This window comes from Streptomyces sp. NPDC002754, from assembly GCF_053592315.1.
In genome coordinates, this window is the sequence record NZ_JBSFVM010000001.1 from 1,389,349 (window position 1) to 1,410,197 (window position 20,849).

Sequence of the window (20,849 nt, forward strand, 5' to 3'; positions counted from 1 at the left end):
ATGCCCACCGACACCACACGGGCGGCACTGCTCGACGCCGCCGAGCGGCTCTTCCTCGCCAAGGGGTACGAGCAGGTGTCGGTCCGCGCGGTCAACGCGGCGGCGGGCATGAACCCGGCCGCGGTCCACTACCACTTCGGCACCAAGGAAGACCTGGTCGCCGCGCTGCTGCAGAGCCGGCTCGGCCCGCTGTGGGCGCGGCCGCTCGCCGACGTGGAGCGCGGGACGGCCGACGGAAGGGCCCCGCGCGTCGAGGAGTTCGTCGACGTACTGGTGCGACCGCTCGACGAACTGACCCGGACGCCGCACGGCCGTATGCTGCTGCACCTGCTCGCCCGCGTCGTACTGAGCCGCCGTCAACTCCCCTTCGACGAGCGGTGGTTCGAGTATCGGTCATGGCGCGCACTGCTGTGCGCCGCACGGCCCGACCTCTCCCGGGCCGAGGCCGCGCACCGTCTGCGCATGACGTTCGACCTGCTGCTCCAGCTCTACGGGGAGCCGCAGCTGGCCACCGCCGAGCTGGGCGGCACACCGCGCCCTTCGGCGGACACGGTCATCGCCTTCGTCGCGGCGGGCCTCAACACCCGTCCGTGAACCGACAGTTGAGGAGTTGCACAGCCATGAGCACAGCAGACTCCACCCGCGACACCACCGGGCCCGCACCCGACCTGCTCGCCCCCGCGCGGCTCGGCCCCCTCACCCTGCGCAACCGAGTGATCAAGGCGGCCACCTTCGAAGGTGTCACGCGCGATGCCCTGGTCAGCGACGAACTCATCGAGTACCACCGGCGACCCTCGGCAGGCGGCGTCGGCATGACGACCGTCGCCTACTGCGCCGTCGCCCCCGAGGGGCGCACCGAACGCGACCAGATCCACATGCGGCCACAGGCCGTCCCGGGCCTGCGCCGGCTCGCGGAGGCCGTGCACGCCGAGGGCGCCGCCATCTCCGCGCAGATCGGCCACGCGGGCCCCGTCGCCGATCCGGTGTCCAACGGGCTGCCCGCGCTCGCGCCGAGCCGCTTCCTGAACCTGCAGTCCTTCCGCTTCGCCCGCGCGGCCACCCGAGAAGACATCGCGCGCGTCACCCGGGCCCACGCCCGCGCGGCCCGCACCGCCGTCGAGGCCGGATTCGACGCGGTGGAGATCCACCTCGGCCACAACTACTTCGCGAGCTCGTTCCTCAGCCCGAAACTCAACAAGCGAAAAGACGAGTACGGGGGCGCTCTCGCGAACCGGGCCAAGGTCGCCCGGGGCGTGGCCCGCGCGGTCCGTGACGAGGTCGGCGACGAGATCGCGATCACCGCCAAGCTCAACATGGACGACGGTGTGTCCGGCGGCATCTGGCTCGACGAGAGCCTGCGCACCGCCGCCTGGCTGGAGGCCGACGGCAGCGTCGACGCCCTCGAACTCACCGCGGGCAGCTCGCTGTTGAACCCCATGTACCTGTTCCGCGGGGGCGCGCCCGTGCGCCAGTTCGCGGCGACGTTCCCCCAGCCGCAGCGGTTCGGCATCGAGCGCGTCGGCAAGAAGTTCATCCGCGCCTACCCGTACGAGGAGGCGTTCCTGCTCCCGTCGGCGCGTCAGTTCCGGGCCGCGCTGAAACTGCCACTGATCCTGCTCGGCGGCATCGCGGACCGTGAGACCGCCGAACAGGCCATGACCGAGGGCTTCGAGTTCGTGGCCATGGGCCGCGCGCTACTGCGCGAACCCGACCTCATCAACCGCTTCGCCGCGGACCGCGCAGCGGACCGGCCCACGCACTCGCTGTGCATCCACTGCAATCGCTGCATGCCCACCATCTACACCGGCACGCGCTGTGTCCTCATCGAGCCGGAGCCCTTCCACGCGCGCGACCACTGAGTACGTGACCCCACGCGCGCCGGGCGTCACTTCCGCCAGAAAAGATGGTGCCGCACCCCGCCCGTCGGGCTCGGCACGACATCGAGGTGGAAGCGGTCGAGGAGATCGTCCGGAGAGTTCCAGAGCCTGGAGCCGGAGCCGAGCTCGACACCGTCCGCGACCGCCACGTGCAGGGTGTCGACGAGGTCCGCCTCGAGGAACTCGCGGATGACGGTGGCTCCGCCGCCGAGCCGGATGTCCTGGCCCTCCGCCGCCACCCTGGCCTGCTTGAGGACGGTGCCGGGGTCGGCGTCGACGAAGTGGAACGTGGTGTCGGAGAGCGTGATAGACGGGCGTGTGTGGTGGGTCATGACGAACACCGGGGTGTGGAACGGCGGCTCCTCGCCCCACCACCCCCGCCACTCGTCGTCCTGCCAGGGCCCGCGCTGGGGCCCGAACTTCCCCCGCCCCATGATCTCTGCGCCGATGCCGTGGTGGAAGTCCCGCGCCAGATAGTCGTCGATGCCGCGGGAACCTCCCGGCTCCGTGCGGTTGGGCCAGCTCGCCGTGGCCCCGGTCCAGGCGAACATCTGCCCAGGGTCGGCATGGCCGAACGGCCGTTCCTGGCTCTGGCCCTGGCCGGCGCCGAAGCCGTCCGCGGACACGTTGAAATTCTGGACCTTCAGCAGTTGCTGTTTCACGGCGCTCCTTCTGCGTGATCGACAACTGTGAGACTGCCACGGCGAACGAAACTCATCGCGCAGGCGACGGGCGGGGTGTCACGCGGTCACGCGGCGCCGTCCTTCGCCCCGGCCTTGCTCTCCACCGCCTTGTCCTGACCGGTCTTGGTGTCCGCACCGCTCTTGCTGTCGGTGGCTCCCTTCGCGGACGCGCCCGGACCGGGCACGGCGACGTAGAACACCGAGCGCTGCTGGCGGGTGCGCTCGGCGCGGGCCTTGGCGACCAGGGCCTCCAGCGTGTTGCGGACGACCTTGGTGCTGAACTCCCGCTTCGGGTGCGTCTTTTGCAGCGTCGAGGTGATCTCGGCGGCCGAGCGGGGGCTGGTGTCGGCGTCCAGCTGGGACACGATCAGCTCGACGAGCGTGGAGCCCTGCGGCTCGCTCTTCTCGGCCGCGGGCGCGGCCGGCTTGGTGGTGGCCGCGGCCTTGGCGGGCTTCGCCTGCTTGGCCGCCTTCGCCGGGGCTCCGGCCGCGGCCTTCTTGGCCTGCGCGGGCTTGGCGGTTGTCGTCTCCCGCGACTTCTGCCGCGGAAGCTTGCCCGCCGCCTTGCCGACCGCCTTCTCGGCGGCGGGCGCGGGCAGGGTCGGCAGAGCGCCGGTGCCGAGAGAGTTCAGCATGCTCTCCAGGAGCGTGCGGTTCTCCTCGAGTGTGCCCAACTCCGCCTGCAGAGACGAGATTTCCTCGCTGATCCGCTTCAACTCGCCCTCGTTCTGCGCGATGTCGTCGCGGATCCGGTCGGCGTAGCGGGACTTGAGTTCGGTCTGGGACGTGGTGTCCGACATGGTGACTCGCTTTCGTGGCAAGGAGGATCTGTCGGTGTGTGTACGTGTGTGCCGTAGGGCCGGATGGTACTCACCCGGGTGCCCATCGCGTGGCACGTCAGCACAGATCGGTCACCTTTTACGGTACGGGAGTTGGCGTGTTGACGTGCTCTAGGGCTTGCGTCCGATGCCACCGAAGCTGCTGACGGGCTCCGGGAGTTCACCCTCGACGTCGTCGGGGCGCCACTGGGACACCGAGGTCAGACCCGGTTCGACCAGCTCGAATCCCTCGAAGAAGCGGCCGATCTGCTCGGGGGTGCGATTGGTGCGCGGGTTGTCACTGGTGCTGTTCCACTGCTCGACCATCGCCCGCGTGGCCTCGGGGTGGTACACCTCCGTGCTGTCGCACAGAACCAGGTGACTGCCGCCGGGCAGTGCGTTCTTGAGCTCCTCGACGATCGGGTAGGCGCGATCGTCGGTGACATGGGCGACGACCCCGAGCAGCATCAGGGCGACGGGGCGGGTGAAGTCCAGCGTGTCCGCGGCCTGCCGGAGGATGTCGGCGGGGTCGGTGAGGTCGGCCTCGATGTAGTCGGTGGCTCCCTGCGGAGTGCTGGTCAGCAGGGCCTCCGCGTGCCGCAGCACGACGGGGTCGTGGTCGACGTAGACGATGCGTGCCGTGGGGTCGTGCCGCTGCGCCACGTCGTGGGTGTTGTCGATGGTGGGCAGTCCGGTGCCGATGTCGAGGAACTGGTCGATGCCCACGTCCCGTACGAGGTGGGAGACGGTGCGGGCCAGGAAGGCGCGCTGGGCGCGGGCCACCCGCACGATCCCGGGGTTGACCTGCTGAATGGCGTCACCTACCTCGCGGTCGACCTCGTAGCAGTCCTTGCCGCCGAGCCAGTAGTTCCAGATGCGGGCCGAGTGCGGTGAGTCACTGTCGATCAGTGGACGGTCCTGGGGCACGAGTAGCTCCGAAGGGTCGGTGGGTCGCTGTGGATCATGCGTCAACCAGGGTATTCCATGCGGGAGTTGATACGTCGGCGTGGCATGGGGTCGACCGGTGTGCGGGGCGGTGGCCGACGTGCCGGGTGCGTCGTGGGTGTGTGGTGGGTGTGACGCCGGTGACCGGCGTTGCGGCCGATGGCTGCCGCTCCGTCGCAGGTCAGGCGTTTGTGCAGGTCGGAGGGGGTGGCGTAACACCCGCGAAATATGAAGGGGCGTACGGTCTGCCGTCACATGCACCACGGAGAAGGGACGGGCATGGAAGACCGTGACGGATCGCGGGCCGACCGGGCACGCCGCGTCGCCGATGTGCTCCGCCAGCGCATCGTCGACGGCGCGTACGACGGTGTGCTGCCGGACGAGCGCGCCCTCGGCCTGTCCCTCGGAGCCACCCGCAACGCCGTGCGCGAGGCGCTGAACATGCTGCGGGACGACGGTGTCGTGACCCGCCGGCGCGGCATCGGCACGCTCGTGACCGGTCACAAGGCGGAGCACGGACTCGCCCGGCTGGTCGGCCTCGCCGAGGAGTTGACCGCGTACGGCACGGTCAGCAACGAGGTGCGCGAGGCACGCGTCGTGTCGCACGCCCCGCCCGCGATCACCCAGCGCCTCGGCCTCCCGGAGCGCTCCGAGGCGGTCTACATCGAACGCCTGAGATCTCTCGACGCGGAGCCGCTCTCCCTGGACTCGACCTGGCTCGCCCCCGACATCGGCCGCCCGCTGCTCGACCGCCACCTGGCGGGACGCGACCTCTTCGCGCTCATCGAGGAGACCAGTGGCACGCGGCTCGGCAGCGCCGAGGTGACCGTGCACGCCGTCACCGCGGACCCGGACACCGCGCGGCTGCTGGACGTGGCGGAGGGCTCCGCGCTCTTCACCATCGACCGGCTGACCCGGCTCGCGGACGGCCGCCCTGTCGACGCCGAGTCACTGCGGGTGCGCGCGGACCGGTTCGCCCTACGGGCCGTCCTGCCGAGGGACTGAAGGAGTTGTACGTGCGAGGCGAACGACCAAGCGACCGGCAGTACGGGCAGGAGCGCACATGACCCTGGACACGACACACCTCGTCCTCCTGGCGGTGGCCGGGCTGCTCGGCGGCATCGGGATCACCGCCATCGGACCCGGCGGAGTGCTGCCCACCATCGGCCTGTTCCTGTTCTCGGGCCTCACGCCCGCGGGCGTGGCGGGCACCGCGATCGTCACCCACGTCGCCACGGGCCTGCTCGGCACGGCGGCGTACGCCAGATCGGGACAGCTCCGCGACCCGGGAACCCGGCGTTGCGCCGCCGCGCTCGCCGGCGCCGCCCTGGTGGGAGCGCCGCTGGGCGTGCTGTGCAACACCCTGGTCGCGGGCCGCGGCTTCGGAATCCTCCTGGCCTGCGCGGTCGTCGTCACCGGCATCCTGGTGTGGGTGCGCGACCGGCGCGCCACGGACGGCGCCGAGGCCGCCCACATCCCGCTGGGCCGCACGGTCCTGATCGGTGTCGTCGTCTCGGTCGTGGCGGGCCTCTTCGGGCTCGGCGGCCCCATGCTGAGCGTGCCCCTGCTCGTGGTGGCCGGACTGCCGGTCCTGTCGTCGCTGGCCGCCGCCCAGGCCCAGTCGATCGTGATCGCGAGCGTGGGCACCGTGGCGTATGTGGCACACAGATCCGTCGACTGGCGGCTCGCGGCCCTGGTGGGCATCCCGGAGCTGGCCGGCGTGCTCATCGGCTGGCGCATCGCACACGCCCTCCCGGCCCGCCGCCTGAAGTACGCGATGGTCGCGTTCCTGCTGGCCTCGGCACCGTTCCTGGCGCTGCACTGACGGCAGTGCTTCGGGAACGGCCTTGCCGTCCAACTGCACTGTTAACGTGGCCGTGTTGACCAAGGGGCGGAGGCGGCGGATGACATCGGGCACGTTTCGTAACCCACCGCGCCCGCCTCGACCGACTGGCCGCGCGGGGTCAGAGTTCCTGAAGCGTCACTTCGCCGTCACCCTCCACGACGGCCGCCACCCCGTTCGCACCGTCCCGCACCACCCGATACGTCGCGGCCACGCCGCCGTGCAGATCGGGCACCGTCACCGTCACATCCTCCGCGTCGGGCGTGACGAGCAGTGTGAGGCCGGTGAGCCAGTCGCCGTCCGGGCGTGAAGTGTCCGCGCCCATCGGGAGGACCGCACCCGGGCGTACGTACAGCGGCAGGCTGTCGAAGCCGTGCCGTTCGCGGCGCCAGGCCGGGCCCTCGACCCGCTCGCCGGTGAGGAGATGGGTCCACGTGCCCTCGGGGACGTAGAACTCGACGTCGCCGTCCGCGGAGAACACCGGCGCCACCAGGAGGTCGGGGCCGAGCATGTACTGGCGGTCGAGGGCGCGCGCGGTGGGGTCGTCGGGGAAGTCGAGCAGCATGGGGCGCATCAGCGGTACGCCCGTCGTGTGCGCCTCGGCCGCGGCGCCGTACAGATACGGCATCAGGCGGTGTTTGAGGCGGGTGAACTTCCCTGCCACGTCGACCGCTTCGTCGCCGAACTCCCACGGCACCCGGTACGAGGACGAGCCGTGCAGGCGGCTGTGGGAGGACAGCAGACCGAAGGCCAGCCAGCGTTTGAAGACCGCCGCGTCGGGGGTGCCCTCGAAGCCGCCGATGTCGTGGGACCAGAAGCCGAAGCCGGACAGGGAGAGGGACAGGCCGCCGCGCAGCGACTCCGCCATCGCCCCGAACGAGGACCAGCAGTCGCCACCCCAGTGCACCGGGAACTGCTGTCCGCCCGCGGTCGCCGAGCGGGCGAAGAGGACGGACTCGCCGCGGCCGCGCTCCTTCTCCAGGAGGTCGAAGACGACCTGGTTGTACAGGTGCGTGTAGTAGTTGTGCATGCGCTCCGGGTCGGAGCCGTCGTGCCAGACGACATCCGTGGGGATGCGCTCGCCGAAGTCCGTCTTGAAGCAGTCGACACCCTGGTCGAGCAGCACCTTGAGCTTCGTACGGAACCAGGCGCAGGCCTCGGGGTTCGTGAAGTCCACGAGTGCCATGCCCGCCTGCCACAGGTCCCACTGCCAGATGTCGCCGTTGGCCCGCTTCACCAAATAGCCGTGTGTCGCGGCCTCCTCGAACAGGGCGGACTTCTGGGCGATGTACGGGTTGATCCACACGGAGATGCGAAGACCGCGCTCCTTGAGGCGGGCCAGCATGCCCTCAGGGTCGGGGAAGACCGCGGGGTCCCACTCGAAGTCCGACCACTGGTACTCGCGCATCCAGAAGCAGTCGAAGTGGAAGACGCTCAGCGGGATGTCGCGCTCTGCCATCCCGTCGACGAACGACGTGACGGTCTCCTCGTCGTACTGCGTGGTGAACGACGTCGTCAGCCACAGGCCGAAGGACCACGCGGGCGGCAGCGCCGGACGGCCGGTGAGCGCGGTGTAGCGGCGCAGCACGTCCTTCGGGGTGGGTCCCGCGACGACGTAGTACTCCAGCGACTGGTCCTCGACGCTGAACTGCATCGCGCCGACCGACTCCGAGCCGATCTCGTAACTCACCCGGCCGGGGTGCGCGACGAACACGCCGTAGGCGCCCGCGGGGGAGACGTGCAGGCTGAACGGGACGTTCTTGTACGCCTGTTCACTGCTGGTGCCGCCGTCGGCCTGCCACATGTCGACGACCTGGCCGTTCCTGACGAACGGGGTGAAGCGCTCGCCGAGGCCGTAGACCTGCTCACCGACGCCGAGCGACAGCTGCGCGGACATGTGGTGCGCGCCCTCGCCCGTCCGGAAGAAGGCGGTGCCCTTGCGGTCGGACGAGGTGACCTCGCGGCCGTCGGCGTCACGGAAGGACAACTGCCAGGGCGCGGCCTCGTCGAGGGACACGGCCAGCGGCCCGCTGGACAGCTCGATCCGTGTGCCGTCGCGGCGCACCGTACCCGTGCCGGCGTCCTCGCCGGGCAGCCGGAAGTCCGGCCCCGTGCGCCGCTTTCCCGCGTGGTGGGTGACGCGGACCCCGATGACGCCCTCGGCGGGGGTGAGGCAATCGACGGTCAGCAAGGGGGAGTTGAGGGTGTCGCCGCGCCGCTCGATCCGCTGGGTCGCCGCGTACGCGGTGAACCGGTCGGCGTCGACGCGCAGGTCACGGACCTCGGTGGCGTACGAGGCCTCGACCCCGTCGCGCATCAGCCAGAAGCCGTCGGTGAACTTCATCATCTTCCTCGGGGTGGGCAATGTGCGGGAGCAAGGCGCCTCTACACGGCATTTGAGCTCACGCGCATCGAAAGATCAAGAGGTCGAGACGAGTATTCGTCGAAGCGCTTCGATTCGATTGCAACGGGGCGTAGCAGGCTGTGTACGGGTGATGAAGTCGGCCCCAAGGTCTGGTGTCGAAGCGCTTGATGACGTATTAGTCATGGCGGAAAACAAAAACGCGCTCTGCGTGTGCGGCGCGGGCCGGAGTCGTACCGCGTGATGTGAACACCTCGCCGGGACACGGGAGTTCCGTCGGGGCCGGCCATACCTCCAAGGCTTGGGTATCCACCGTGACAGCAGCACTTCCACCGGACGGGCCGCGCCCTCGGCGCGGCCGCCGCGGCCGAGGCACCACCGCGGCACTCACCGCCTGTTCCGCACTCGTCGCCTGCGCGGCGCTCACCGGCTGCGGCGCGGGGCGCGACCCCGGTGTGTTCACCGTCCTCAACTCCTCGACCGACGCCTCGTACCACGGCTGGGACGCCGCCACGCTGAAGCGTTGCAGCACAAAGCTGGGTCTCACCATCGAGCAGCAGAGCGTGCCCGCCGCGCAGGTCATGCAGAAGTCGCTGCGCATGGCGTCGTCGAAGTCCCTTCCGGACGTCATCCAGTTCGACGCCTCCGAGATGCCGACGTTCGCGGACGCGGGCGGCCTCGTCGACCTGCGCTCGCTCGGCCTGTCCACGAAGGACATCCCGAAGGGCATCGTCGACTTCGGCTCGTACGAGGGGACGTACTACGGGGCCGCACGCACGGTGAACACCCTCGCCCTCTTCTACAACAAGGACATCCTGAAGAAGGCCGGCCTCGACGTACCCACCACCTGGGACGAGATGCGGGCGACCGCGAAGAGACTCACCGGGGGCAACCAGTACGGCATCGCGCTGAGCGCGGGCGGAGCGGAGGACGGTGTCTTCCAGTTCGCGCCGTTCATGTGGTCCAACGGCGGCGACGAGACGGACCTCGACACACCGAAGGTCGCGGAGGCCCTCGACTACTGGAAGGGCCTCATCAAGGACGGCTCGCTGTCGAGGTCGACCGTCAACTGGACGCAGGCCGACGTCAACGACCAGTTCATGGCCGGCAATGCCGCGATGATGATCAACGGCCCGTGGCAGGTGGAGACGCTGAACACCAAGAAGAACCTGCATTGGGGCATCGCCCGGATCCCGGTTCCAAGCAGCGGCGACGAGTCCGTCGGCCCGCTCGGCGGCGCCGTCCTCACCGTCCCGAAGACCGAGGACACCGGGCGCCAGAAGACCGCGGCGAAGATCATCCGCTGTATGTCGTCCGAGCGCGAGCAGATCACCTACGCCCGCAACAGCTGGATGGTCCCCGCCAACGAGAAGGCCGCCGCGACCTGGCGCAAGGAAGTGCCCGAACTCGACGCGCTCGCCGACCAGGTGGCCACCGCCCGCTCCCGCACCGCGAAGGTCGGAGCGCGCTGGTCGTCCGTGTCGCTGGCCCTGCAGAGCGCCTTCCAGTCGGCGCTCACCGGGCAGTCCAGCGAGGCCGCGCTGAAGCGGGCGCAGTCCCGCGCCACGAGCGGGAACTGAGGGGGTACTCACACCATGTCGACCACCACGGCCACCGCACCTGCCGTCCAGCGCACGGCAGTTCAGAAGAAGACCGACCCGGCGCGCGCGCGACGCCGTCGCAGGCTGAGCCAGTGGGGGTTCATCGCCCCCGCCGTCGTCTTCATGCTGCTGTTCTTCGGCTACCCGCTCGTCCGCAACGTCGTGATGAGCTTCCAGGACTTCTCGCCGTCCACGTTCTTCGACGGCAAGTCCCCCTTCAGCGGCGCCGACAACTGGACCAAGGTCTTCCACGACGACCTCTTCGGCAAGGCGTTGTGGCACACCATCGTCTTCACGATCGGCTCGCTGATCGGCCAGTTCGGCATCGGGCTCGCGCTCGCCGTCTTCTTCACCAAGCGGTTCCCGCTGAACGGGTTCCTGCGCTCGCTGATCCTGCTGCCGTGGCTCGTCCCCATGGTCGTCTCGGGCATCGTGTGGCGCCGGATTCTCGACCAGGACACGGGTGTCCTCAACTCCTTCGCCGACGTACTGGGGTTGGGCGGGCACACCCCGTGGCTGACCAGCCCCGGCATGGCCCTGTTCTCCGTCATCATGGTGAACATCTGGATCGGCATCCCGTTCAACATGGTGATCCTCTACGGCGGACTCCAGGAGATCCCGAAGGAGTTGTACGAGGCCTCGTCCCTGGACGGCGCGTCCGCCTGGCGCACCTTCCGCTCGATCACGCTGCCGCTGCTCAAGCCCGTCATCACGGTCGTGCTCGTCCTGGGCTTCATGTCGACGGTCAAGATCCTCGACCTGATCCTCGCGCTCACCGACGGCGGCCCTGCCGACGCCACCCAGACGCTCGGCACCCTCACGTACCAGAACTCCTTCGTCCAGCTCGACTTCGGCGCGGGCGCCGTGGTCGGCAACGTCCTCATCCTGATCTCCGCCGTCTTCGCGGTGTTCTACCTGCGGGCCAACCGCTCCGAGGGGAAGTGACCGGCATGGCGAACGCCACCACCACGACCGGGCGCCGCTGGGGCGCCACCGTCGCAGGGATCGTCATCCTCGGCGTGATGCTGTTCCCGCTGTACTGGATGATGAACACGGCGCTGCAGCCGGAGTCGGGGCTCCTCGAAGTCTCGCCCATCCCCGGCGAATTGGACCTCTCCGGCTTCACCTCCGCGATCACCGAGCAGGGCGGCCACCTGCTCACCTCGCTCGCCGTCGCGCTCGGCGCCGTCGTCATCTGCCTGGCGATCGCCGCGCCCGCCGCGTACGGGCTCGCCCAGTTCCGCCTCCGCGGCAGCCGCACCATCGTCTTCGGCACCCTCATCACGCAGATGGTGCCGGGCATCGTCATCGCCAACGCCCTCTACAGCGCGTACGTCGATCTGGGCCTGGTCAACTCCTACTTCGGCCTGATGCTCGCCGACGCCTCGCTCGGCATCCCCTTCGCCATCGTCCTCATGCGCTCCTTCATGGTGGCGATCCCGAAGGAGGTCATCGAGGCGGCGGAGGCCGACGGTGCCGGCAAGTTGCGCACCTTCCTCCAGGTCGTCCTGCCGATGAGCCGCAACTCCCTGATCACGGCGGGCCTCTTCTCCTTCCTGTACGCGTGGAGCGACTTCATGTTCGCGCTCACCCTGAACACGACGGACGACGTCAAGCCGGTGACCCTGGGCATCTACCAGTACATCGGCGCACACGTCGGCGACTGGGGCTCGGTCATGGCCGCGTCCGTCCTGTCGGCGATCCCGGCCGCCGTCCTGCTCGTCCTCGCCCAGAAGTACATCGCGGCCGGAATCACCGGCGGATCCATCAAGTAAGGCTGCACATGAACCACTTGCCCGTATTCCCCGACGGCTTCGTCTTCGGCGCGGCCACCGCCTCGTACCAGATCGAGGGCGCCGCCAAGGAGGACGGCCGCGGCCCCTCCATCTGGGACACCTACAGCCACACTCCCGGCCGCACCCACGAGGGCGACACCGGAGACGTGGCCTGCGACCACTACCACCGCTACCCCGAGGACGTGGCACTGCTACGCGACCTCGGAGTCGACTCGTACCGCTTCTCCCTCGCCTGGCCGCGCATCCAGCCGACGGGGGAGGGCCCGGTGAACCAGAAGGGCCTCGACTTCTACTCGCGGCTCGTCGACGAGCTGCTGGAGGCGGGCATCGAGCCGGCCGCCACGCTCTACCACTGGGACCTCCCGCAGGCCCTGGAGGAGCGCGGTGGCTGGCGGGTGCGCGAAACCGCCGAACGGTTCGGCGAGTACGCGGCGATCGTCGCCGAGCACCTCGCCGACCGTGTCCCGCGCTGGATCACCCTCAACGAGCCCTGGTGCAGCGCCTTCCTCGGCTACTCGGTGGGCCGCCACGCGCCCGGAGCGCAGGAGGGAACCGGCGCGCTTGCGGCAGCACACCACCTGCTCGTCGGCCACGGCCTGGCGATGAAGGCGCTACGGGCAGCAGGCGTACGCGAGGCGGGCATCACCCTCAACCTCGACCGAAACGTCCCGGCCATGGACACCCCCGCGGACCGCGCGGCCGTCGTCCGCGCCGACACCCAGCACAACCTCGTCTGGACGGAACCGATCCTCGCCGGCCGCTACCCGACGACCGAGGCCGACACCTGGGGCGAACTGATCGCGGCGCAGGACTTCCGCCGCGAAGGCGACCTCCAACTCATCGGCCAGCCAATCGACTTCCTCGGTGTCAACTACTACCGGCCGATCGTGGTCGCCGACGCCGCACACCGCGAGCCGGACCCGGCGCACCGTGTCGCCACCGACAACCGGTACGAGGAGCGCCCCTACCCCGACGTACGGCGCACGGCGATGGGCTGGCCCGTCGTCCCCGAGACCTTCACCGACCTGCTCACCACACTCAAGGACCGGTACGGCGACGCCCTCCCGCCGATCCACATCACCGAGAACGGCACCGCCGAACACGACGAACCGGCCGCCGACGGCGCCGTGCACGACACCGACCGCGTCGCCTACCTGCACAGCCACCTCACGGCGCTGCGCGCGGCGATGGACGCGGGCGTCGACGTACGCGGCTACTACGTATGGTCGCTGCTCGACAACTTCGAGTGGGCCCTCGGGTACGCGAAGCGGTTCGGTGTCGTCCGCGTCGACTACGACACCCAGGAGCGCACGCCCAAGGACAGCTACCACTGGTACCGAAAGCTGATCGCGGCGCACCGGGCCTGAACGCCCCGTCAGGCGGTGATGTCTTCCAGGCTCCGGTCCCGCGTCGACGTACCGAACACGGCGACCGCCACCACCGCGACCACGATCACGGCGCACAGCAGCAGGAACACGCCGACGAATGTGAGCGAGGCGTAGGCGGCGCCGAGGATGATCGGGGCCAGGGCCGCGCCCACCCGGCTGAAGACGGCGGACGCGCCGACGCCCGTGCCGCGGATCCACGTGGGGTAGACCTCGGGCGTGTACGTGTACAGGGGCGCGTACGCGCCGTTGAGGAAGAACGCGAGCGCCACGCTGCAGACGATCACCACCGCGTCGCTGTGGGTCGTCGCGGCACCGAGCGCGGCCAGCGCGCCCGCCAGCAGGAAGATGACGATGCTCCACTTGCGGTCGAGGCGCTCGGACAGCACGGCTGCCGGGTAATAGCCGACGACCTGGGCGACCTCGATGAGGATGGAGTAGCCGAAGCTCTCGCTGATGGAGAAGCCCCGGTCGACGAGGAGCGTCGGCAGAAAGACGAGGAAGCCGTAGTAGACGAAGCTGAAGCAGAACCAGAGCACCCAGAGGAGTCCGGTCTGTCGCAGCAGCGGCGGACGCCACAGCGCCAGGAACCTTCGCAGTCCGCGCGGTTGGTCCACGGCCGGAGCCGTGGCGGCCGGGCCTGTGGGCACGGGCGCGGGCTCGGGCAACGGCGCGCCGGTGGCCTTGCGGACCTTGTCCTCCAGGCGCTCCACCTCGGCCATCGCCTCGTCGACCCGCCCGCGCGAGACGAGATAGCGCGGTGACTCGGGCAGACTGCGCCGCCAGAACACGGCGAGGATGATCGGAAGGCCGACGACGATCTGCGCGACGCGCCAGCCGCCGTCGAAGGCCTGGATGATGAAGAAGCCGATCAGCGCGGCCAGCACATAGCCGAACGCGAAGAACCCGGCGAGCGAGCCGACGAAGTGACCGCGCCGGGACGGCGGCGAGAACTCCGCGAGGTACGGCATCACGATATTGGCGTTGATGCCGATGGCGATGCCGCCGACGATGCGGGTGGCGACGAGCACGAAGGCGTCGGGGGAGAACGCGCCGAGGATCATCGCCGCGCTGTAGCAGGTCATCGACCAGACGAGGAGATTGCGCCGGCCGGTGCGGTCGCCGATGACGCCGACGAGCAGCGCGCCGATCACGGCGCCGATGAGGGACGAGCTGCCGAGCAGGCCCTGTTCCAGGCCGGAGAGCGCGAACACTCCGCCCACGATGGGCAGCAGGAACGAGACGATCCCGTTGTCCATGCCGTCGAAGGTGGTGCTCAGTCCGCCCTTGAGGAGGATGCCGCGTTGGACGCGGGTGACCGGTAGCCGGTCGAGCCGGGCCGCCACTTCGCGTGTGGCGCCGGTGAGTTGGAGGGATGGGGTGGAGGTCTGTGGGGTCACGGTGACCGCCCTTCGGGACCGGGAGGAGTGGGGGCTGTCTCCTTGCGGTGGTGCGGGTGGTGCATGTGGTGCGTTGGTGCGTTGGCATGGGTGGTGCGGGCGCCGGGGCAGGGCGGGGCCACGCCCCGGCGCGGGGGATCGCACGGTGGGGGTCAGGCCGGCTTGAGGACCTGGCGGTAGAAGCGCAGCCAGTTCCCGCCCATGATCTTGGCGACCTCGTCCTCGTCGAACCCGGCGTGCTCGGACAGGCACTGGGCCAGGGCCGGGAAGTCGGCGGTGGATTCCATCCAGGTGATCGGCGGGGCCTTGGTCTGGGTGCCGGAGAGGGAGGCGCCGCGCTGCTCGGTGCGCGTCCAGCGGCCCTTGCGCATCCACTGGAGTTCCGGCTCGCCGCTCTTGCGGCTCAGGTCGGTGCCGATGCCGACGTGGTCGATGCCGATCAGGTCGACGGTGCGGCGGACCATGTCGCACCACTCCTCGCGGCTGCCTGCCCACGGCCCGCTGATGTTGCGGTACGTGGCGAGGCCGAGCATGCCGCCGCCCGCCGCGAGCGCCTTGAGCAGTTCGTCTCCCTTGTTGCGCGGATGGTCGTACAGGGAGCGAGGGTTGGCGTGGGTCACGGCGACGGGCCGCTCGGAGACACGGATGGCGTCGAGGCCGGTGCGCTCGCCGACGTGGGACAGGTCCACGACCATGCCCAGCCGGTTCATCTCCTGGACGACCTCGCGGCCGAACCGGGACAGGCCGCTGTCCTCGGGCTCGTAGCAGGAACCACCGATGGCGTTCTGGTTGTTGTACGTGAGCTGTATGACCCGCAGGCCCATGTCGTGGAACAGCTCGAGGTAGCGGATGCGGTCCTCGATCGGCGAGGAGTTCTGGGTGCCGAGGAGGATGGCGGTGCGGCCGTCGCGGTGGGCCTGCTCGATGTCGTCGGCGGTGCGCGCGATGCGGATCAGGTCGGCGTTCTCGCGCTCCAGGTCGCGCCAGCGGCCGATCTCGTCCATCGTCTCCGTGGCGTTCTCCCAGAACGCCAACGTCGGTGTAACGCAGGCCAGTTGGCCCGCGCGGAGTTCCTGGAAGACCTCGCGGTCGTAGAGGCTGCATTCGAGGCCGTCGATGTAGAGCACGCCGTCACCTTCCGTCGCTGAGTATGGGGGCCGGGGCGCTGCCCGCCGGCTTGGCGGCCCAGTCCTCGCCGACCTCGCCGACGATCCGGCCGCTCTCGTCGAACACCGAGCGTCCGGTGTGCTGCCGTGACACGTCCGAGTCCGGGGTCAGGGCCTCGTTGCCGAGGTGGAAAAGGCTCCACCACAAGTCGGCAGGTACATCCAGACCGTGCCGCAGTACGCCGTCCAACGGGGGCGCCAGGGTTGCTTGTTGAAGCGGAGCGCAGTCCAGGATCCGCTCGCCGGGCGCCGCGCCGTCGCCGACGGTGAGCGCTACGCCGAACTCGGCCGCCTGCACGGGCAGTACGTCGAGCAGTTCGGGGCGTACGGCGTCGGTCACGGTAATGCGGGCCTTCACGTGACGGTGGGTCAGTGCCACCGCCAGGTCGAGGAGGTCGGGCGCGGCGGCCAGCGCGTGGCGGCCGCGGGCGTCGACAACGGTGTCGGGGCCGTCCGTGCGGCGGTGGCTCCGCAGTGCCGCCGTCGCACGGACGGTGTCCGCGTCCGCGTGGAGTCGGCGCAGCGCGTCGAGGCCGAGGGCCTGCGCGACGACGGCCGTGTCGCGGGCCGCGGGGGCCGCGCCGCGCGGCACACCGAGTGCGCGCAGCACGCGACCGGTCACCAGCAGGCACTCGCGCAGCGAGACATTGACGGCTGAAGAGCCCTGACAAGTGCCCTTACTGGAGGGGGGAGTTGAGGTCACGATCAGTCACGCTCCTCGGGGCGGCGGGGGTAGATCCAGTCGAAGGCGCGCCCCTCGGCCAGGTCCGTGCGGGTTGGCGCGCCGTGGAAGAGGAGGCCGAGCACGCTGCGGCCGAACGCGTCCACGGTCTTGTCCAGGCCGTGGAACGCGGCGTTCATCAGCCGCACGATGTGCACCGGGACGAAGTTCTTCGCCAGCATGTTCATGTGCGGCGAGTGGTGGTGGCGCCCCGCCAGGCCCTGCGCACGGGTCACCGTCCAGCGCTCCTCGGGACGGTCGGCGAGGAATTCGCCGACGAGGGTGTCACCGGGCACCTCGTCGAGGGCGGCGGCGAGCCGCTGAATGTCACCGGGCAGGTCCAGGGCCCACTCGAAGCCCCCGGGCACCTCCTCGACGGGGCCGCGGCGCGGCTCCTCGGCGTCCCGTGACTTGTACCAGCGGAAGTGCCGTTGGTCCGGGTCGTCGAGGTCGTGGGCGAGGGCCCAGGCGTACTCGCGGGTGAGCAGGTCCCGCAGTTCCGTGACGGTTTCCTGCGGACGCCTGCGCAGTGTCTCGTCCGCGGGCTGGTGGCTCAGCAGCGCGTCGGTGTGCTCCGGGCGCAGTTCCAGCAGGACGGCGTCGAACACCTCGACGGCCTCCTGGCACACCCGGTCGTCCGGAAGCCCGGCGAGTACATCACCGAAGACGGCGTCGGGCCCGGCGCCCGCGAGGCGCTCGACGAGGACGCGCAGCCCGTCCGCAACCACGGAAGAGGCCGTGAAGTCGTGGTACGTGAGCGGGTCCTGGTCGTGGAAGTCGACCGCCCGCGCCAGGAGTTCGGCGGCCCGGTCCGCCTCCGCCGACCCCGGCACCACCGGGATGCGGCGGGCCTCGGCCACCGCCGTGCGGCGCAGGGTGAGCCAGCGGTCGAGCAGCACCGGATGGTTGTTCGCGAAGAACACGAGGCCCAGCGCGGAGCCGTTGCCGAGCCCCAGGAAGCGCCGCAGCTCCGGGTCGAGTCGCGCGGCGTGCGGGTCGCGGCAGCGGGCGAGGTGCTCGACCAGGTCCACGGAGAACTCCCGCATCAGATACGCGGCGAGCATCTGCGCGTGGTACGGCAGGCGCAGCGGATGGTCGTCCTCCAGGGCCCCGTAGGAGCGGGTGCCGAAGGTTCCGTTGCCGTCCAGGCCCGTGTTGCGCATCAGATAGCCGACGGGCCACAGCTCCGCGACGCGCGGCTGCCGGCCGGCCGCGAGGTGCTCGATGACGTGGTCGAACAGGCGCAGGCTGCGATTCGAGCGGCACCACACGAGACTGCCGGGCGTGGCACGGCCCGCGTACAGCTTCGGCATCTCCTCGCGGGTCGCCCGCAGGTCCTCGTCGTCGGTCTCGCCCTCGACGAGCGCGCCCATCATGTCCCAGTCGGTGCCGATGATGCGCCCGGTGCGCCCCTCGAGCTTCGGCTCGAAGGAGAACACCATGAAGTCGAAGACGGCCGTGGGCGTGCGCACGCGGTACACCGCCTCGCCCCGTGCGCGCTCGTCGATGTCGAAGCGGACGAGGTCGACCGTCCACCGCTCCCGTGTCATCAGGTGCATGAGCGAGCGGCTTGCGCTGAGCCTGCTCGGCGCGAGGGTGGCGAGCCGTTCGGGGCGCATGAACGCCGTGGCGGGTTCGGGGTGGTCCTCGGGGGGCCGGAGTTCGCTCCGGGTGGTCATGTGACTCCCTTCAGAGGGGGGCTGCGAGGTACGCAGGAGATGCCCTGCCTGTGAGGTACGCAAGGGGCTGCGCGGTGGGCGGGTCAGGCGGACCAGGACGTGTGGTCGTCGCCGAGGCCCGCGGTGAGCCGGGCCAGGTCGGCGGCGCCGTTCGCGAGCACGTCCTTGGCGGACAGCGGGTCGAAGCTGGTCGCGGGGCCGACCGCACAGAGCGTCACGGTCGGGCGGCCGGTGCGGCCGAGGAGCGGGAAGGCGATGGCGGCGAGGCCCTCGTCGGCGTACTCGGGGATGAGCGCGTAGCCCGACTCCCGGATCTCGACGAGTTCCTCGTCGTCCGGGAGCGGGACTCCGCGTTCGCGCAGCGCCGCCAGTGTCGCGTCGTCGGCGTGCGCGATCAGCACCCGCCCCGTCGCGCCGCCCCGCAGCGACATCCGGCGGCCCAGCGCGAGGGTCACATGGGCGGCGGTGCCGGGTTCCGCGCGCTTGACCACGCGGGTCGCGTCGTCGTCGAGGACCGCGAGACACACCGACTGGCCGAGGCGCTCGGCGAGGTCGGAGAGGACCCGGGAGACGCGCTCCCCGAACCCGGCGTGCTGCAACGCCGCGTTCCCCAAGTGGGCGGCCTTCACGGTGAGTTGGTAGCCGCCGTCGGGGAGCTGCTCCATCCAGCCCGCGGCCACGAGCGTGACCAGCTGGCGGTGCACCTCGGAGCGTGTGGCACCGACGGCTCGGGCCAGCTCCGCCACTCGCACGGGGTCGGTGGTCTCGCCCACCACGTCGAGCAGACGCAACAGCTTGAGGGCGGAACTCATGGGCTTTGTCGTGTTGTTCGCTTCATTGGTCGTCATAAAATGTAGGACACCATCCCGTATTTCGTGACGCCAATTATGAAGACCAATCCCGGAGATGAGTCAAGAGGTCGGCAACGACCAAATGTGCGGGGTTGGTTGGCGCGTCGTCCCACGTCAACGCATGTGTGACAAGAAGGCCTTCGTGAACGCGTCGGTCGACTGGCGCACACCGCTGCACGTCGCCGCCGCGGGGCCGCCCGGCCCATCGGGGCACGCGCGGTCGCGGGCTGCCGACCACAGGGAGACCCAGGCCATGCCCTTGGACTGGGCGAACGCACCGAGCTCGGCGGCGTCGGAGAGCGTGAAGACCTCTTCGTCGATGTCGTTGACACCGATCATCGGGGTGACGGCGACGTGCTTCCACACCGAGCTGTCCGAGCCGCCGATGATGCCCTTGAGCTGGGAGTGCGTGGACCGGGCGGTGTCGATGGCGTACCGGCCCATCCGGCCGCGCGGGTGCGGCGCGGGGGAGGAGCCGAAGTTCATGGCCATGGCGTTGACGGAACCGATGTCGACGCCGTGCTTCTTGGCGTTGCGCAGCAGGGAGAGGCCGTCCGCGGTGATGCCACGGGGAAGCGCCGGGAGTGTGAACGACACGTCCAGGCCCGGGTGTTGGCGCTGCAGCGCCGCGACGACCCGGCTCCGCCGGTCCACGCTCGTGCGGTCGGTCAGCGCGTCGCCCTCGATGTCGAAGTCGACCTTGGTGAGCTTGTAGTGGTCGATGACCTGCTCGTACGCGGAGGTGAGCCGTGACATCGACGTACAGCCGCGGGCGAGTTCGTTGCCGCTCTGCCCGCCGAAGGAGACACGTACGTCGCCGCCTGCCGAGCGCAGTGCCCCGATCTTCGCGGCGACCGGGTCACCGTCGAGCGTCGACCTGCCCCACTGCGGGGTGCAGTCACCCTTGGGCTTCACGAAGGCGAGGGTGTAGGTCTTCACGCCCGTGCGGCGGGCGGCCCGGGGTAGATCGAAGGCGGGGGAGAGGGAGGTGTCGACGTACGGGGCGAACGAGACCGGCCCGGATGGGGCGGTGGGCTTCGGCTTTGGTGTGTGCTTCTTCGGCGCGGAGCGGGAGGGCTTCGGTGACGGCGAGGTGCTGTCGCCGGGGTTCGGGGCGGGTATCGCGCCGATGGTGCACGGGGTGCCGTCGACGGAACAGTCCGTGGGCCGCGCGCCGGCTGTCGAGCGGACCCTGAGGGCGAGGGTGAGCGACTTCCCGGCGGCGAGCGGGGCGGCACCCAGGCGGGCCTCGGCGGTCACGTGCCGGCCCTTCGCGACGTAGCGCGCGCCCGACAGGGACGACAGGGTCGAGCCCTTCGGCAGTCTGAAGGACAGCTTCCAGTCGGAGGTCGCGGAGCCGCCGGCGTTGTGGATCACGTACCGGCCGGAGAAGGCGCCGTGCGTAGTCGCCGTGCCCTGATAGCGCGCGGTCAGAGCGGCCGGTTCGGCGCCGCCCGTGGCCAGCAGGGCGCCGCCGACCGTGCCCGCCACCAGTAGCGCGCCACCGGCGACGAGCACGCCGGTGCGGCGGCCGGCCAGGGCGACCCGTGTGCGTTCCGAGCCGGCGGACGCACGCGCTGACAGCCATGCGGCGGGCGAGGTGCGCGGCTTGCGCCGTTTGCCGGCGGAGCCTCGGGGCGGGGGCGCCATGCGGGTCCTTCACGATCGGGTGCGGGGCACGGCGGCACATCGTAGGCGCTGTGCCCGACCTGTGTCCGCCCG

The 20,849-nt window shown here is 70.2% G+C and carries 18 protein-coding genes; 8 read left to right on the forward strand and 10 right to left on the reverse strand.

Going from position 1 to position 20,849, the window contains the following annotated elements; genetic code table 11:
* Both ACWD2L_RS06890 and ACWD2L_RS06895 read left to right on the forward strand, forming a co-directional pair.
* Positions 1-594: a TetR/AcrR family transcriptional regulator gene (locus ACWD2L_RS06890; RefSeq protein WP_351331894.1), complete on the forward strand. Its 594-nt coding sequence runs from the start codon at positions 1-3 to the stop codon at positions 592-594.
* 26 nt (positions 595-620) lie between these two features.
* Positions 621-1,859 (forward strand): NADH:flavin oxidoreductase, encoded by a 1,239-nt coding sequence (locus ACWD2L_RS06895; protein ID WP_351331892.1) that lies wholly within the window; start codon positions 621-623, stop codon positions 1,857-1,859.
* 26 nt (positions 1,860-1,885) lie between these two features.
* On the opposite strand, the gene ACWD2L_RS06900 is transcribed toward ACWD2L_RS06895, so the two are convergent.
* From ACWD2L_RS06900 to ACWD2L_RS06910, 3 genes are all read right to left on the reverse strand, one after another.
* Complete coding sequence (locus ACWD2L_RS06900; RefSeq protein ID WP_351331891.1) at positions 1,886-2,539, reverse strand: dihydrofolate reductase family protein; 654 nt, start codon at positions 2,537-2,539, stop codon at positions 1,886-1,888.
* Positions 2,540-2,625: 86 nt separating this feature from the next.
* Entirely contained in the window at positions 2,626-3,360 is a 735-nt protein-coding gene (locus ACWD2L_RS06905) for a hypothetical protein (RefSeq protein WP_351331889.1), read from the reverse strand.
* A gap of 150 nt (positions 3,361-3,510) precedes the next feature.
* Complete coding sequence (locus ACWD2L_RS06910; protein ID WP_351331888.1) at positions 3,511-4,305, reverse strand: SAM-dependent methyltransferase; 795 nt, start codon at positions 4,303-4,305, stop codon at positions 3,511-3,513.
* A gap of 297 nt (positions 4,306-4,602) precedes the next feature.
* Between ACWD2L_RS06910 and ACWD2L_RS06915 the strand changes: the two genes are divergently transcribed.
* Entirely contained in the window at positions 4,603-5,328 is a 726-nt protein-coding gene (locus tag ACWD2L_RS06915; protein ID WP_351331886.1) for a GntR family transcriptional regulator, read from the forward strand.
* Positions 5,329-5,386: 58 nt separating this feature from the next.
* Entirely contained in the window at positions 5,387-6,148 is a 762-nt protein-coding gene (locus ACWD2L_RS06920) for a sulfite exporter TauE/SafE family protein (protein WP_351331885.1), read from the forward strand.
* Between the two features lie 139 nt (positions 6,149-6,287).
* On the opposite strand, the gene yicI is transcribed toward ACWD2L_RS06920, so the two are convergent.
* Positions 6,288-8,510 (reverse strand): alpha-xylosidase, encoded by a 2,223-nt coding sequence (yicI, locus tag ACWD2L_RS06925; RefSeq protein ID WP_351332004.1) that lies wholly within the window; start codon positions 8,508-8,510, stop codon positions 6,288-6,290.
* A 332-nt stretch (positions 8,511-8,842) separates the two neighbouring features.
* Here yicI and ACWD2L_RS06930 point away from each other — a divergent pair, with 332 nt between their 5' ends.
* Genes ACWD2L_RS06930 through ACWD2L_RS06945 form a run of 4 tightly spaced genes read left to right on the forward strand, consistent with a single transcriptional unit; the run spans position 8,843 to position 13,292 of the window.
* Positions 8,843-10,108 (forward strand): ABC transporter substrate-binding protein, encoded by a 1,266-nt coding sequence (locus ACWD2L_RS06930; RefSeq protein WP_351331884.1) that lies wholly within the window; start codon positions 8,843-8,845, stop codon positions 10,106-10,108.
* Positions 10,109-10,123: 15 nt separating this feature from the next.
* The gene (locus ACWD2L_RS06935) at positions 10,124-11,074 is read left to right on the forward strand and encodes a carbohydrate ABC transporter permease (RefSeq protein WP_351331883.1); all 951 of its coding nucleotides are present in this window, start codon (positions 10,124-10,126) and stop codon (positions 11,072-11,074) included.
* 5 nt (positions 11,075-11,079) lie between these two features.
* A complete protein-coding gene (locus ACWD2L_RS06940; protein ID WP_351331881.1) occupies positions 11,080-11,904 on the forward strand; it encodes a carbohydrate ABC transporter permease in 825 nt (274 codons plus the stop codon).
* A gap of 8 nt (positions 11,905-11,912) precedes the next feature.
* Positions 11,913-13,292, forward strand: coding sequence for a GH1 family beta-glucosidase (locus tag ACWD2L_RS06945; RefSeq protein ID WP_351331879.1), 1,380 nt, complete (start codon positions 11,913-11,915; stop codon positions 13,290-13,292).
* A gap of 8 nt (positions 13,293-13,300) precedes the next feature.
* Here ACWD2L_RS06945 and ACWD2L_RS06950 read toward each other — a convergent pair whose 3' ends face one another.
* The 6 genes from ACWD2L_RS06950 to ACWD2L_RS06975 form a co-directional block, all read right to left on the reverse strand.
* Positions 13,301-14,710, reverse strand: coding sequence for an MFS transporter (locus ACWD2L_RS06950; protein ID WP_351331877.1), 1,410 nt, complete (start codon positions 14,708-14,710; stop codon positions 13,301-13,303).
* 152 nt (positions 14,711-14,862) lie between these two features.
* On the reverse strand, positions 14,863-15,837 hold the full coding sequence (locus tag ACWD2L_RS06955) for a dipeptidase (RefSeq protein WP_351331876.1): 975 nt from the start codon (positions 15,835-15,837) through the stop codon (positions 14,863-14,865).
* Positions 15,838-15,841: 4 nt separating this feature from the next.
* Complete coding sequence (locus ACWD2L_RS06960) at positions 15,842-16,579, reverse strand: hypothetical protein (RefSeq protein WP_351331874.1); 738 nt, start codon at positions 16,577-16,579, stop codon at positions 15,842-15,844.
* 2 nt (positions 16,580-16,581) lie between these two features.
* Positions 16,582-18,276 carry a hypothetical protein gene (locus ACWD2L_RS06965; protein ID WP_351331872.1) on the reverse strand — a complete coding sequence of 565 codons (1,695 nt, stop codon included), beginning with the start codon at positions 18,274-18,276 and terminating at the stop codon, positions 16,582-16,584.
* 83 nt (positions 18,277-18,359) lie between these two features.
* A complete protein-coding gene (locus ACWD2L_RS06970) occupies positions 18,360-19,088 on the reverse strand; it encodes an IclR family transcriptional regulator (RefSeq protein WP_351331870.1) in 729 nt (242 codons plus the stop codon).
* Between the two features lie 153 nt (positions 19,089-19,241).
* Positions 19,242-20,777 (reverse strand): glycoside hydrolase family 18 protein, encoded by a 1,536-nt coding sequence (locus tag ACWD2L_RS06975; RefSeq protein ID WP_351331868.1) that lies wholly within the window; start codon positions 20,775-20,777, stop codon positions 19,242-19,244.
* Positions 20,778-20,849 lie beyond the last annotated feature (72 nt).

Coding starts and splice junctions, on each gene's coding strand:
- ACWD2L_RS06890 (WP_351331894.1), top strand. CDS start 1: ATGCCCACCGACACCACACGGGCGGCACTGCTCGACGCCGCCGAGCGG.
- ACWD2L_RS06895 (WP_351331892.1), top strand. CDS start 621: ATGAGCACAGCAGACTCCACCCGCGACACCACCGGGCCCGCACCCGAC.
- ACWD2L_RS06905 (WP_351331889.1), bottom strand. CDS start 3,360: ATGTCGGACACCACGTCCCAGACCGAACTCAAGTCCCGCTACGCCGAC.
- ACWD2L_RS06915 (WP_351331886.1), top strand. CDS start 4,603: ATGGAAGACCGTGACGGATCGCGGGCCGACCGGGCACGCCGCGTCGCC.
- ACWD2L_RS06920 (WP_351331885.1), top strand. CDS start 5,387: ATGACCCTGGACACGACACACCTCGTCCTCCTGGCGGTGGCCGGGCTG.
- yicI (WP_351332004.1), bottom strand. CDS start 8,510: ATGAAGTTCACCGACGGCTTCTGGCTGATGCGCGACGGGGTCGAGGCC.
- ACWD2L_RS06935 (WP_351331883.1), top strand. CDS start 10,124: ATGTCGACCACCACGGCCACCGCACCTGCCGTCCAGCGCACGGCAGTT.
- ACWD2L_RS06940 (WP_351331881.1), top strand. CDS start 11,080: ATGGCGAACGCCACCACCACGACCGGGCGCCGCTGGGGCGCCACCGTC.
- ACWD2L_RS06945 (WP_351331879.1), top strand. CDS start 11,913: ATGAACCACTTGCCCGTATTCCCCGACGGCTTCGTCTTCGGCGCGGCC.
- ACWD2L_RS06965 (WP_351331872.1), bottom strand. CDS start 18,276: ATGACCACCCGGAGCGAACTCCGGCCCCCCGAGGACCACCCCGAACCC.
- ACWD2L_RS06970 (WP_351331870.1), bottom strand. CDS start 19,088: ATGAGTTCCGCCCTCAAGCTGTTGCGTCTGCTCGACGTGGTGGGCGAG.
- ACWD2L_RS06975 (WP_351331868.1), bottom strand. CDS start 20,777: ATGGCGCCCCCGCCCCGAGGCTCCGCCGGCAAACGGCGCAAGCCGCGC.